The sequence below is a fragment of the Pseudomonas sp. Sample_14 genome (assembly GCF_004307515.1).
Taxonomy (GTDB): Bacteria; Pseudomonadota; Gammaproteobacteria; order Pseudomonadales; family Pseudomonadaceae; genus Aquipseudomonas; species Aquipseudomonas atacamensis.
This window is the reverse complement of sequence record NZ_RCOC01000109.1, coordinates 1-12,785: the sequence shown is the minus strand read 5'-3', so window position 1 is coordinate 12,785 and position 12,785 is coordinate 1. Positions and strand designations below refer to the sequence as shown.

13 protein-coding genes are annotated in these 12,785 nt (G+C 59.5%); 9 read left to right on the top strand and 4 right to left on the bottom strand.

Annotation, left to right across the window (positions count from 1 at the left end; all coding sequences use genetic code 11):
* From D8U61_RS27490 to D8U61_RS27480, 3 genes are all read right to left on the bottom strand, one after another.
* On the bottom strand, positions 1-98 hold a 98-nt coding region (locus D8U61_RS27490), incomplete at its 3' end, for a TfoX/Sxy family DNA transformation protein (RefSeq protein ID WP_177433379.1).
* A gap of 288 nt (positions 99-386) precedes the next feature.
* Positions 387-731: a pentapeptide repeat-containing protein gene (locus D8U61_RS27485; protein ID WP_016773176.1), complete on the bottom strand. Its 345-nt coding sequence runs from the start codon at positions 729-731 to the stop codon at positions 387-389.
* A 91-nt stretch (positions 732-822) separates the two neighbouring features.
* On the bottom strand, positions 823-2,379 hold the full coding sequence (locus D8U61_RS27480; protein WP_130928041.1) for a bifunctional aminoglycoside phosphotransferase/ATP-binding protein: 1,557 nt from the start codon (positions 2,377-2,379) through the stop codon (positions 823-825).
* Between the two features lie 116 nt (positions 2,380-2,495).
* Here D8U61_RS27480 and mrcB point away from each other — a divergent pair, with 116 nt between their 5' ends.
* From mrcB to D8U61_RS27465, 3 genes are read left to right on the top strand one after another with little or no spacing between them, the layout of a single operon-like run.
* The gene (gene mrcB, locus D8U61_RS27475) at positions 2,496-4,820 is read left to right on the top strand and encodes a penicillin-binding protein 1B (RefSeq protein WP_130928040.1); all 2,325 of its coding nucleotides are present in this window, start codon (positions 2,496-2,498) and stop codon (positions 4,818-4,820) included.
* A gap of 16 nt (positions 4,821-4,836) precedes the next feature.
* Entirely contained in the window at positions 4,837-5,586 is a 750-nt protein-coding gene (locus D8U61_RS27470) for a hypothetical protein (protein WP_130928039.1), read from the top strand.
* Complete coding sequence (locus D8U61_RS27465; RefSeq protein WP_016773180.1) at positions 5,586-5,921, top strand: YqcC family protein; 336 nt, start codon at positions 5,586-5,588, stop codon at positions 5,919-5,921. The genes D8U61_RS27470 and D8U61_RS27465 overlap by 1 nt, the downstream gene beginning before the upstream one ends.
* Before the next feature lie 22 nt (positions 5,922-5,943).
* Here the strand turns inward: D8U61_RS27465 and D8U61_RS27460 are convergent, their stop codons facing one another.
* A complete protein-coding gene (locus D8U61_RS27460) occupies positions 5,944-6,360 on the bottom strand; it encodes a DUF4124 domain-containing protein (protein WP_024014319.1) in 417 nt (138 codons plus the stop codon).
* A 399-nt stretch (positions 6,361-6,759) separates the two neighbouring features.
* Here D8U61_RS27460 and D8U61_RS27455 point away from each other — a divergent pair, with 399 nt between their 5' ends.
* From D8U61_RS27455 to msrQ, 6 genes are all read left to right on the top strand, one after another.
* Complete coding sequence (locus D8U61_RS27455; protein WP_039761986.1) at positions 6,760-8,484, top strand: acetolactate synthase 3 large subunit; 1,725 nt, start codon at positions 6,760-6,762, stop codon at positions 8,482-8,484.
* Positions 8,485-8,486: 2 nt separating this feature from the next.
* A complete protein-coding gene (ilvN, locus tag D8U61_RS27450) occupies positions 8,487-8,978 on the top strand; it encodes an acetolactate synthase small subunit (protein WP_003176102.1) in 492 nt (163 codons plus the stop codon).
* 46 nt (positions 8,979-9,024) lie between these two features.
* Positions 9,025-10,041, top strand: a complete 1,017-nt coding sequence (gene ilvC, locus D8U61_RS27445; protein WP_003228216.1) for a ketol-acid reductoisomerase — start codon at positions 9,025-9,027, stop codon at positions 10,039-10,041.
* 148 nt (positions 10,042-10,189) lie between these two features.
* Positions 10,190-11,047, top strand: a complete 858-nt coding sequence (pssA, locus tag D8U61_RS27440; protein ID WP_016773182.1) for a CDP-diacylglycerol--serine O-phosphatidyltransferase — start codon at positions 10,190-10,192, stop codon at positions 11,045-11,047.
* A 63-nt stretch (positions 11,048-11,110) separates the two neighbouring features.
* Entirely contained in the window at positions 11,111-12,124 is a 1,014-nt protein-coding gene (gene msrP / locus D8U61_RS27435) for a protein-methionine-sulfoxide reductase catalytic subunit MsrP (RefSeq protein ID WP_024014317.1), read from the top strand.
* Positions 12,124-12,747 (top strand): protein-methionine-sulfoxide reductase heme-binding subunit MsrQ, encoded by a 624-nt coding sequence (gene msrQ, locus D8U61_RS27430; RefSeq protein WP_130928038.1) that lies wholly within the window; start codon positions 12,124-12,126, stop codon positions 12,745-12,747. The genes msrP and msrQ overlap by 1 nt, the downstream gene beginning before the upstream one ends.
* Positions 12,748-12,785 lie beyond the last annotated feature (38 nt).

Below are 12,785 nucleotides of genomic sequence, written 5' to 3'. Positions count from 1 at the left end.
AGGCGACGCAAGTCCGAGGCGCTGTGGATGCCCACGGCATGCAGCCATTGCGCCGATGTCTTGCCAAGATTTTTCAGGTGTTGCAGTTCATCATTCATCAAGCCTCCTTGCGACGGCCGAATGGTGCGTGGGCGAGCTTCTCAGCAGTGTAGCCATCAGTAGGAAAAGCGTGGTTGTTTGGTCGGATTCGACGCAAAAGCTTCTAAGAAAGGGGGGTAAAGGACCTGCGAACGCAGAGGGAAGCGAGTTAGGCGTTAACAATGTGGGAGCGAGCCTGCTCGCGAAGAGGGCGTATCAGACACAATCGACATCAGCTGACACTACGCCTTCGCGAGCAGGCTCGCTCCCACAGGGGAAAGGCGTGGCGTCAGGAAGATTTCCAGATTTCAGCGGGTGCGATAGCGCAACCGCGTGCCGAAATTCATCGACATCAGAATCTCGTCAGCACTCAGCTCCGGCGGAAAGTACGCCCCGGAAATCTGCGCATGGGCCAGGCTGGCGCCTTCGAGCGAAGCCTTGCGGAAGTCGATGCCGCGCAGGTCGGCGGAGCGGAAGTACGCATCGCGGAAATCCACGCCGTCGGCGTTCAGCTCGCGCAGGTCGAGACCACGGAAATCGCCGCCGACCATGTCGATCGGGCCATCCAGTGGGCGTTCCTTGTTGAAGCCTGCGATGTCGTCTTTGTGCAGCAGGGCGTAAAGCGGAGTGTCGAGCAGTTTTGGCTGGCTCATGTCAGATCACCTGTTGGTTTTATGACGCCAGTATAGTGCCACTATTTGCCGGCCGTGAAGCGAGCGTGGGCTTCACGGCCGAAATAGTTTTTTACAGACCTGGCAGGCGCTGACGGATCTGCGCGACCACGGTGTCCAGCGTGCCGGATTCATTGGTCTGCACGCGTTTGCTGCGCAGAATCTCCTCCGGGGTCAGCGCTTCGCGATTGGCCTGCTGAGCTTCGATCACTGCCAGGGTGGCGTCGGACGGATCCTTCTGGTCGGCCTGACGCATCGCCAGCCAGCTCTCGATTACCGCTTGCGGGGCGTTGCAGTCGAGGATCAGGAACGGCGTGCCGGTGGCTTCGGCAATCTTCGCCGCGTTGTCGCGCTGTTCACGCTTGAGGTAAGTCGCGTCGATGACCACCGGGAACCCGGCGTGCAGGATCACCTCGGCGATTTCATGCAGGCGTGCGTAGGTCGCGGTGCTGGCATCGGCGCTGTAAATGCCGGCCTGCACATCGTTGGCAACGGTCTGCTCACCAAACAGGCGCTTGCGTTCGACATCGGAACGCAGGCGAATCGCGCCCAGCGCTTCGACCAGGCGCATGGCCACATGGCTCTTGCCGACTGCGGAAACACCGTGGGTAATGGCCATGAAGCGCGAAGGAATGGTGCTGTAGCTTTCCGCCAGGTTGGCGTAGTTGCGGTACTGGCGCAGGGTGGTGGCGCGCTGCACCGCAGTCGCGTCGGCCGGCATGCTGAACAATGCCACCTTGGCCCGCACCAGCGCGCGGTAGGCTTTATAGAAGTTCAGCACTTCCAGGCCCTCATAGTCGCCGGTCAGTTCCAAGTACTGGCTGATGAGGCGACGCGCGAGCGATTTCAGGCCACGGTCTTCCAGGTCCATGGCGAGGAAGCCGGTGTCGGCCCAGACATCAGTGAAACGGAATGGCTCGTTGAACTCGATGCAGTCGAAGATCACCACATTGCCGTCGATGACCGTGGCGTTGCCCAAATGGATGTCGCCGTGGCATTCACGGGTGAAACCTTGTGACTTGCGCTGGGCGAACAGGGGCTTGAGGCGCTCGAAGCTGCTTTCGGCCCAGGCTTTCAATGCCTCAAGTTGCAGCAAATCGTTTTTGTCGCTGAGGAACGGCAGGATCTGCTCGAAGTTTTGCGCGACCGGCGCCATCACGCTGTCCGGCGTGCCGGCGTCGTGTTCGGCCGGGACTTTCGGGGCGTTGAGATGGAAATGGGCGATCTGTTCGGCCAACGCATCGATGTGCTGAGTGGTCAGTTCGCCATTGGCTTGCAGGGTGCTGAGCAAGCCGCTCTGGGGGAACTGGCGCATTTTCAGCACGTATTCGATAGCCGGGCCGTCGCCGCCCAATTGCGGTGCCTCGACGCTGCCGGTGATTGGCAACACGTCCAGATACAAATCAGCGGTCAGACGCTGGTTCAGACGCAGCTCTTCAGCGCAGAAATGCGCACGGGCGTCGAGGCTGGTGAAGTCGAGGAAGCCGAAATTCACCGGCTTCTTCACTTTATAGGCAAAGGGGCCGGTGAGAATCACCCACGAAATGTGGGTTTCGATGACCTGAAACCCTTCGACGGGATGCGGGTAGAGGGCCGGGTTTTGCAGGGCAGCGATCAGGGACTGGCTCACGGGCGATCCTTCAGAGGCGGGGGAATTCGAGGCGGCCATTATGGCTGCTTGCCCGCCTGACGCAAACCTCCGCGCGTGCCTGTTGAGGATCGATAAAGTGCGTATAATCCGCCGCCATGACTCGATCCCGATCCCCCCGTACCAAGAAAAAACCACCAGCCAAGGGCCTCAGCCCATGGTTGAGCTGGGCCATTAAACTCAGCCTGGTCGGCCTTGTAGTGCTGGCCGGCTTCGCCGTTTACCTCGATGCCGTGGTGCAGGAGAAGTTCTCCGGCAAGCGCTGGACCATCCCGGCCAAGGTATACGCGCGCCCGCTCGAGCTGTTCGTCGGACAGAAGCTCAGCAAGGACGATTTCCTCACCGAACTCGATGCCCTCGGCTATCGCCGCGAAGCCGTGAGCAATGGCCCCGGCGCCGCCGCCGTCAGCGGCAATACGGTTGACCTGAACACCCGTGGCTTCCAGTTCTATGAAGGCCTGGAAAAGCCGCAGCCGGTGCGCGTGCGCTTCTCCGGCGATTACGTTGCCGAGCTGTCCGCGACCAACGGTTCGAAACTGTCGGTGGTGCGCCTCGAGCCGCTGATGATCGGCGGCATTTACCCGAAAAATCTTGAAGACCGCATCCTGATCAAACTCGATCAGGTGCCGCCGTACCTGCTCGAAACCTTGATCGCTGTGGAAGACCGCGACTTCTACAGTCACTGGGGTGTGTCGCCGAAATCGATCGCCCGCGCCGTGTGGATCAACACCTCCGGCGGCAAGATGACCCAGGGCGGCAGTACGCTGACCCAGCAGTTGGTGAAGAACTTCTACCTGACCAGCGAACGCAGCCTGACCCGCAAGCTCACCGAAGCGATGATGGCGTTGCTGCTCGAACTGCATTACGACAAGAAGGAAATCCTTGAGGCCTACCTCAACGAAGTCTTTGTCGGCCAGGACGGTCAGCGTGCGGTGCACGGTTTCGGTCTGGCCAGCCAGTTCTTCTTCGGCCAGCCTTTGTCCGAACTGAAACTGCATCAAGTGGCGTTGCTGGTCGGCATGGTCAAGGGGCCGTCCTACTACAACCCGCGTCGCAACCCGGAACGCGCGCTGGAGCGGCGTAATCTGGTCCTCGACGTGCTGGCGCAGCAAGGCGTGGCAACCCCCGAGCAGGTCGAAGCGGCGAAGAAAATGCCGCTCGGCGTGACGACTCGCGGCAAGCTCGCCGACAGCTCGTTCCCGGGCTTCATCGATCTGGTCAAACGTCAGTTGCGCGAAGACTACCGCGACGAAGACTTGACCGAAGAAGGCCTGCGCATCTTTACCAGTTTCGACCCGATTCTGCAGATGAAAGCCGAAGCCTCGGTCAATGACACGTTCAAGCGGCTGGCCGGGCGCAAGGGCTCGGATGACGTCGAAGCGGCGATGGTCGTGACCAACCCGGAAACCGGTGAAGTCCAGGCGATGATCGGCAGCCGTCAGGCCAGCTACGCCGGGTTCAACCGTGCACTGGATGCGGTGCGCCCGATTGGTTCTTTGATCAAACCGGCGGTGTATCTGACCGCGCTCGAGAAGCCGAGCCAGTACACGCTGACCAGTTGGCTGTCGGACGATCCGCTGTCGGTCAAGGGCGCCAACGGTCAGGTGTGGAAGCCGCAGAACTACGATCGCCGCTCCCACGGTACGGTGTTCCTCTATCAGGGCCTGGCGCATTCCTACAACCTGTCGACCTCGCGTCTGGGCCTGGAAGTCGGTGTGCCGAATGTGCTCAAGACCGTGGGTCGCCTGGGCGTCACTCGTGAGTTCCCGGCGTTCCCGTCGATGCTGCTCGGTGCCGGCGGCATGACGCCGATCGAAGTGGCGACCATGTATCAGACGCTGGCCAACGGTGGTTTCAATACGCCGATGCGCGGCATTCGCAGCGTGCTGACCGCCGAGGGCGAGCCGCTCAAGCGTTATCCGTTCCAGATCGAACAGCGCTTCGATCCTGCCTCGATTTACCTGATCCAGAACGCCATGCAGCGGGTGATGCGTGAAGGTACCGGCAGTTCGGTTTATAACGTGCTGCCCAAGACCCTGACCCTCGCGGGCAAGACCGGTACCAGTAACGATTCGCGCGACAGCTGGTTCGCCGGTTTCAGTCAGGATCTGCTGGCAGTGGTCTGGCTCGGCCGCGACGACAACGGCAAGACGCCGTTCACCGGGGCCAGCGGTGCGTTGCAGGTCTGGACCAGTTTCATGCGCAAGGCCGATCCGCTGCCGCTGGACATGCCGCAGCCGGACAACGTCGTGCAGGCCTGGGTCGATTCGCGCACCGGCCAGGGCTCCGATGCCAACTGCCCCGGCGCGGTACAGATGCCGTATATTCGCGGCAGCGAGCCGCCACCCGGCGCCGCGTGTGCAAGCGAAACACCTGCCTCGCCGGAATCGGTGATGGACTGGGTCAAGGGCTGGATGAATTAAGCAAAGAGGGTTTCAAGTGAACAAGTGGTTGATTCCAGCGGTGACCGCCGTGGCTTTGCTCAGCGGCTGCTCCACCGTACAGCGTGGTTCGATTCCGGTAGTGGATTCGGGTACGGCCGTGTCCAACAGCGAGCGCATCGGCGCCAATGGCGGTTTCCGCCAGACCACGGTCAAGCGACCGGTGCGGGGCCAGACTCAGGCGATTCCGCAAGGCGATACCGGCGTAGTGGTGATGGTGCCGGGTGGTGGTGCTGCGGTGTCGACACCGATCAGCTCTTCGCCGATCGTCCCGGGGCCTGCATCCGGCGGTATCACGTCGGGGCCGTACAACCCATCGGCGGTTGAGTCGGCGCCGATCAACTCCGGCAGCTACAGCATGCCGTCGACGCCAAGTGGCATTCCTTCGGCCAGCAGTGGCGGTGGCCTGTCGGCGGATGAGCAACTGGACGGTCCGGTACTCGCCTTGCTGACCACCGCGCAACAGCAACAGGCCGGTGGCGACCTCAACGGTGCTTCTTCCAGCCTGGAGCGGGCGCAACGTGTCGCCCCCCGTGAGCCACAAGTGCTTTACCGTTTGGCGCAGGTGCGCATGGCCCAAGGCGATGCGCCGCAAGCCGAGCAATTTGCCCGTCGTGCGCTGACCATGGCCAACGGTCGTCCGGACCTGCAAGCCAGCCTGTGGGAAATCATCGCTCAGTCTCGTGAGAAACAAGGCGATTCCGCCGGCGCCGCACTGGCCCGTCAGAAGGCCAAGGTTTCCCTGTAATGGACGTGCGCTTCCCGAAAATCGCCGATCAGCTGTTGCTGATCGAACGAGAGCTGCGCACCCAGGGCTGGTGGGATGAGGTTGAGCCGTCCGCCGAAGCGCTGAGCAGTGTCGAGCCGTTTTCCGTCGACACGCTGGACTTCGAGCAATGGCTGCAATGGATCTTCCTGCCGCGTATGAAGATGATCCTCGAACAGGATCTGCCGCTGCCGAACGCCTCGGGCATTCAGGAAATGGCGGAAATGGTCTTTGCCCAGCGCAACCTCGGTGGCAAGGATCGGCAGTTGCAGGTGCTGCTCAAAGAGTTCGACCTGCTGATCACTGCATCTCGCTGAACTAAACTGGGAACTGCCAGGCCTACTGGCAGTTCTCGGCAATCTGCTTCTTCGCTTCGACGATGCGTTCCTGACGCTGTGTATCGTCGAGCCTGCGCACATCCCCCTCGACCTCCTCACGCAAGCGCGGATTGTTCTGCAGTTGCGCCAGGTTCGTGCGTGCCTGTTCGCAAAATGCCTTGAGCTGCGCCTGCTGCTCGGCGACCTGTTTCTTCACCTTGGCATCAATGGCTTTCTGATCGCCAAGTACGCCGCCGCCCGGCATTGGCGCAGCTTTCGGTGCGGGTGAGGAGGGCGTCTGTACGGTCGTCGACGGTTGGCCCTGCGGCGGCTGTGCATCGAAATGCGTGACGCCTTGGGCATCGACCCATTTGTAGATTTGAGCGGCCGAGCACCATGGGCTGAGGCCGATCAGCAGAGTGAGGAGGAGCGTTCGCATGCTGATTCCTTGGCAAAAATGCGCAATTGACGCTAACAGAGTAGCGCTTTTCAGGTTTTTTCTTGCGTTCTCATGTGCTTACCCACAATTAACCACACAGACGACTTGACTTGCAGAGGGCGAAACAGAAGAATCCAAAGTCCGCTGTAGAGGGACTGCCAGAAGCAGACCCACTCGGTAGATCATGAGGCGCACATCCGCGCCGACCTGTTACACCCGCAACGCGTTACCTCGCGCTGGGTGGGAAAGGCCCGCAACACTTGGGACGATCCCAATACTTGCTCAGTCAGTGCTGACGTAGTCGGCGACCACCGTCGCTCATGCTCTGCCGAGAAGTAAACCTATTAAGACCCGCCCCTTTTTTGTGGACGGTATTCTGGCGTTTTAGAGGTGAACAACGTGGAGCTTTTATCTGGCGGTGAGATGCTCGTCCGCTTTTTGCGTGACGAAGGCGTCAAATATATCTACGGGTACCCGGGTGGTGCTCTCCTGCATGTTTACGATGCCCTGTTCAAAGAACCGGAAGTGACCCACATCCTGGTTCGTCACGAACAAGCGGCGACCCATATGGCTGACGGCTACGCCCGTGCCACCGGTAAAGCCGGCGTGGTATTGGTGACTTCCGGTCCAGGCGCCACAAACGCCATCACCGGTATCGCCACCGCCTACATGGACTCGATTCCAATGGTGATCATTTCCGGTCAGGTGCCAAGCACCATGGTCGGCACCGACGCGTTCCAGGAAACCGACATGATCGGTATCTCCCGGCCGATCGTGAAGCACAGCTTCATGATCAAGCACGCTTCGGAAATCCCGGAAGTCATGAAGAAGGCCTTCTACCTGGCGCAATCCGGTCGTCCGGGCCCGGTTGTTGTCGACATCCCGAAAGACATGACCAACCCGGCCGAAAAGTTCGAATACGTTTTCCCGAAGAAAGCCAAGCTGCGTTCCTACAGCCCGGCCGTTCGCGGTCACTCCGGGCAGATCCGCAAAGCAGCGGAAATGTTGTTGGCGGCCAAGCGCCCGGTACTGTACTCCGGCGGCGGTGTAATCCTCGGCAATGGCTCTGCGCAACTGACCGAGCTGGCGAAAATGCTCAACCTGCCGGTGACCAACACCTTGATGGGTCTGGGCGCATTCCCTGGCACTGACCGTCAGTTCATCGGCATGCTGGGTATGCACGGCAGCTACACCGCGAACCTGGCGATGCACCATGCCGACGTGATCCTCGCAGTGGGCGCACGCTTCGACGATCGGGTGATCAACGGCCCGGCGAAATTCTGCCCGAACGCCAAGATCATCCACATCGACATCGACCCGGCGTCGATTTCCAAGACCATCAAGGCCGACGTGCCAATCGTGGGTCCGGTCGAGAGCGTCCTGACCGAAATGGTCGCGATTCTCAAGGAAATCGGCGAGACCCCGAACAAGGAGTCCGTAGCGAGCTGGTGGAAGCAGGTGGATGAATGGCGCGGTGATCGCGGCCTGTTCCCTTATGAAAAGGGCGACGGCAGCAAGATCAAGCCGCAGACCGTGATCGAAACCCTCTGCGAAGTGACCAAGGGCGACGCCTTTGTGACCTCCGACGTTGGTCAGCACCAGATGTTTGCCGCGCAGTACTACACGTTCAACAAGCCGAACCGCTGGATCAACTCCGGTGGCCTGGGCACGATGGGCTTCGGTCTGCCAGCCGCGATGGGCATCAAACTGAGCTTCCCGGACGACGACGTTGCCTGCGTCACCGGCGAAGGCAGTATCCAGATGAACATCCAGGAGCTGTCGACCTGCCTGCAATACGGCTTGCCGGTGAAGATCGTCATCCTCAACAACGGTGTGCTGGGCATGGTTCGCCAGTGGCAGGACATGAGCTACGGCAGCCGTCACTCGCACTCCTACATGGAATCGCTGCCCGACTTCATCAAGCTGGCTGAAGCCTACGGCCACGTTGGCGTACGCATCACCGAATCGAAAGATTTGAAGTCGAAGATGGCCGAAGCGTTTGCCATGAAGGATCGCCTGGTGATCATCGATGTTGCGGTCGACACCAGCGAGCATGTCTACCCGATGCAGATCAAAGACGGCTCCATGCGCGATATGTGGCTGAGCAAGACGGAGCGTACTTAATCATGCGGCACATTATTTCCCTGCTTCTGGAAAACGAACCCGGCGCTCTGTCTCGCGTAGTCGGCCTGTTCTCGCAGCGCAACTACAACATCGAAAGCCTGACCGTGGCCCCGACCGAAGACCCGACCCTGTCGCGTCTGACGCTGACCACCGTGGGCCACGATGAAGTGATCGAGCAGATCACCAAAAACCTGAACAAGCTGATCGAAGTGGTCAAGCTGGTGGACCTGTCGGAAAGCGCTCACATCGAGCGTGAACTGATGCTGGTCAAGGTCAAGGCCACTGGCGCCCAGCGCGCCGAGATCAAACGCACCACCGATATCTACCGTGGGCAGATCGTCGACGTCAGCGCCAGCGTGTATACCGTTCAATTGACCGGTACCAGCGACAAGCTCGACAGCTTCATTCAGTCCATCGGCACCGCATCGATTCTGGAAACCGTCCGTAGCGGCGTGACCGGCATTGCTCGCGGCGACAAAGTACTCAGCATCTAAACCAAATTAGCGCATGGCCTGAACGGCCGGATATAAGGGGAAATTCATGAAAGTTTTCTACGATAAAGACTGCGACCTGTCGATCATCCAGGGCAAGAAAGTTGCCATCATCGGTTACGGCTCCCAGGGCCACGCTCAGGCGTGCAACCTGAAAGACTCCGGTGTCGACGTTACCGTCGGTCTGCGTAAAGGTTCGGCCACCGTTGCCAAAGCCGAAGCTCACGGCCTGAAAGTGACCGACGTTGCTTCCGCTGTTGCCGCTGCCGACCTGGTCATGATCCTGACCCCGGACGAGTTCCAGTCCTCGCTGTACAAGAACGAAATCGAGCCGAACATCAAGAAAGGCGCCACTCTGGCCTTCTCCCACGGCTTCGCGATTCACTACAACCAGGTTGTTCCGCGTGCCGACCTCGACGTAATCATGATCGCGCCGAAAGCCCCGGGCCACACCGTGCGTTCCGAGTTCGTCAAAGGCGGCGGTATCCCTGACCTGATCGCGATCTACCAGGACGCTTCGGGCAACGCCAAAAACGTTGCACTGTCCTACGCCGCTGGCGTTGGTGGCGGTCGTACCGGCATCATCGAAACCACCTTCAAGGACGAGACCGAAACCGACCTGTTCGGCGAACAAGCCGTTCTGTGTGGCGGTACCGTTGAACTGGTGAAAGCCGGTTTCGAAACTCTGGTTGAAGCTGGCTACGCGCCGGAAATGGCCTACTTCGAGTGCTTGCACGAACTGAAGCTGATCGTTGACCTCATGTACGAAGGCGGTATCGCCAACATGAACTACTCGATCTCCAACAACGCCGAATACGGCGAGTACGTGACTGGCCCGGAAGTGATCAACGCCGAATCCCGTCAGGCCATGCGCAACGCCCTGAAACGTATTCAGGACGGCGAATACGCCAAAATGTTCATCAGCGAAGGCGCAACCGGCTACCCTTCGATGACCGCCAAGCGTCGTAACAACGCCGCTCACGGCATCGAAATCATCGGCGAGCAACTGCGCTCCATGATGCCGTGGATCGGTGCCAACAAGATCGTCGACAAAGCCAAGAACTGAGTCGTCGTTCCTTGTGCGAAAAACGCGGCCTTGGCCGCGTTTTTTCGTTTGGGCCGGTGCTTCTGGTATAAAGCTGCATCGTTTGTGGCCGAACTGTCGTCCTCAAGCCTCTGTCGAATTTTTTCCAAACCGTTGCAAGGTAATGTCCATGAGCGAACGTCCCGAAGAGCCGAACAAGGCTTCCGACGCCGAAAGCCTGCTGCCCATCGATGAACACATCGAAGAAGGGCACGACGCTGAAGGTCGTAAAGTCCGGCATCGTGGTATCTATCTGCTGCCGAACCTGTTCACTACTGCCAACCTGTTCGCAGGCTTCTATTCCATCATCAACTCGATGAGCGCCCAGGCCGCGTTGAGCGCCGGCGACTCGGTGAATGCGAGCAAGTACTTCGCCTTCGCTGCGATCGCGATTTTCGTCGCGATGGTGCTCGACGGCCTCGACGGTCGCGTGGCGCGCATGACCAATACGCAAAGTGCCTTCGGCGCCGAGTACGACTCGCTGTCGGACATGGTCGCCTTCGGTGTTGCGCCGGCATTGCTGGCCTTCGGCTGGGCGCTGGGAGACATGGGCAAGGTCGGCTGGATGGTCGCCTTCATATATGTAGCGGGTGCGGCGTTGCGTCTGGCGCGTTTCAACACCCAGGTCGGCACGGCGGACAAACGCTACTTCATCGGTCTGGCCAGCCCGGCGGCGGCAGGTGTGGTGGCCGGTATTGTCTGGGCGTTCAGCGATTACGGCATCCAAGGTTCGAAGATGTCGTTCCTGGTGGCCTTGATGGTGGCGGCGGCCGGCATGCTGATGGTCAGCAACATCAAGTACAACAGCTTCAAGGAGCTGGATCTCAAAGGTCGCGTGCCGTTCGTGGCGATCCTCGCGGTGGTGCTGGTATTCGCTGTCGTGTTCAGCGATCCGCCGCGCATTCTGCTGCTGGTGTTCCTCGCCTATGCGGCGTCCGGTCCGGTGCAATATCTGTTGCGTCTTCGTCGTCACAAAAACGCCGAGTGATGTAATTTCCCGCATACTCCGCAGTCTATGGGTGCACCTGTCCTCCAAAGCTGCGGAGTTGTCATGTTGATCAAGATCCCCAAAGCATCCGACTGCCATGAGTCGGATGTCACGCCTGAAGCCATTTATCTCTCCCGCCGCCAATTGCTCGGCGCCACTGCTGCCGGTATTGCCGTGAGCAGCCTGCCACGCTGGGCCAGTGCCGCTGATGCCCCTCGCTACTCTGATGTCGAATCCGGCAAGGCTCCGGCCTGGTTTGCCGAAAAGCTTCCTTCTACTCAATGGGGGGCGGTCAACGTCAAGGACGAGGCGATCACGCCTTATAAAGACGCGACGAACTACAACAACTTTTATGAGTTCGGTACCGGCAAGGGCGATCCCGCGAGGAACGCTGGCGACCTGAAAACCGAACCCTGGAGCGTGGTGATTGACGGGGAGGTGGGTAAGCCGGGGCGTTATGCGCTGGAAGACTTCATGAAACCGTATCAGTTGGAGGAGCGTATTTATCGTCTGCGCTGCGTCGAGGCGTGGTCGATGGTCATTCCCTGGATCGGCTTTCCCATCTCGGCCTTGCTCAAGCAGGTCGAACCGACTTCCAAAGCGAAGTACATCCGCTTCGAAACCTTGCAGGATCCCAAGAGCATGCCCGGCCAGCGTTCCGGTTTTGCCTTGATCGACTGGCCGTATGTCGAAGGCCTGCGTCTCGATGAGGCGATGAATCCTTTGGCGATCCTGGCGGTGGGCATGTATGGACGCGAACTGCCGAACCAGAACGGCGCGCCTTTGCGTCTGGTGGTGCCCTGGAAGTACGGCTTCAAAAGCGTGAAATCCATTGTGCGCATCAGTCTGGTCAGCGAGCAGCCGAAGACCACCTGGCAAAGCATTGCTGCCGATGAGTACGGCTTCTACGCGAATGTGAATCCTACCGTCGACCATCCACGCTGGACCCAGGCGCGCGAGCGGCGCTTGCCGAACAGCCTGTTCAAACCGAATGTGCGCGACACGCAGATGTTCAACGGCTACTCGGATGAAGTCGCTTCTTTATATACAGGGCTCGATCTGCGGAAGAACTACTGATGCGTTATCCGTTCTGGCGAGTGGGCGTTTTCATTGCTGCGGCGGTCTGGCCATTGCTGTGGTTCTATCAAGCGTTCGCCGATCTGCTCGGGCCTGATCCGGGCAAGGTGCTGGTTGATCGTCTCGGGCTTGGCACGCTGGTGTTGCTGTTGATTACGCTGAGCATGACGCCGTTGCAAAAGCTGAGTGGCTGGGCGGGGTGGATTGCAGTGCGCCGGCAGTTAGGGCTTTGGTGTTTTGCTTATGTGACGCTGCATCTGTTCAGCTATATGGCGTTTATCCTCGGGTTCGATTGGTCACAGTTGGGCGTTGAGCTGCGCAAGCGGCCTTACATTATTGTTGGTGCGCTGGGCTTTCTCGGATTGCTGATACTGGCGGTGACGTCCAATCGTTATAGTCAGCGTCGTTTGGGCGCTCGCTGGAAGAAGCTGCATCGTTTGGTTTACCTGATTTTGGGGCTGGGTTTGCTACATATGCTGTGGATCGTCCGGGCTGATCTGGAGGAGTGGGCGATTTATGCCTTTATAGGTGGCGTGCTTTTGCTGCTTCGTCTGCCGCCGGTGACGAAGCGAATCCCGCGTTTACTGGGTAAAAAGCAGAATCTGCAAGAAAAGCGAAATTAACGGTTGACGGCAGATTCCAGAGGTCTATAATTCGCCCC

Excerpts from the sequence above, each read along its gene's own strand:
- D8U61_RS27485 (WP_016773176.1), bottom strand. The coding sequence starts at position 731 with ATGAGCCAGCCAAAACTGCTCGACACTCCGCTTTACGCCCTGCTGCAC.
- mrcB (WP_130928040.1), top strand. The coding sequence starts at position 2,496 with ATGACTCGATCCCGATCCCCCCGTACCAAGAAAAAACCACCAGCCAAG.
- D8U61_RS27465 (WP_016773180.1), top strand. The coding sequence starts at position 5,586 with ATGGACGTGCGCTTCCCGAAAATCGCCGATCAGCTGTTGCTGATCGAA.
- D8U61_RS27460 (WP_024014319.1), bottom strand. The coding sequence starts at position 6,360 with ATGCGAACGCTCCTCCTCACTCTGCTGATCGGCCTCAGCCCATGGTGC.
- ilvN (WP_003176102.1), top strand. The coding sequence starts at position 8,487 with ATGCGGCACATTATTTCCCTGCTTCTGGAAAACGAACCCGGCGCTCTG.
- ilvC (WP_003228216.1), top strand. The coding sequence starts at position 9,025 with ATGAAAGTTTTCTACGATAAAGACTGCGACCTGTCGATCATCCAGGGC.
- pssA (WP_016773182.1), top strand. The coding sequence starts at position 10,190 with ATGAGCGAACGTCCCGAAGAGCCGAACAAGGCTTCCGACGCCGAAAGC.
- msrP (WP_024014317.1), top strand. The coding sequence starts at position 11,111 with ATGTTGATCAAGATCCCCAAAGCATCCGACTGCCATGAGTCGGATGTC.
- msrQ (WP_130928038.1), top strand. The coding sequence starts at position 12,124 with ATGCGTTATCCGTTCTGGCGAGTGGGCGTTTTCATTGCTGCGGCGGTC.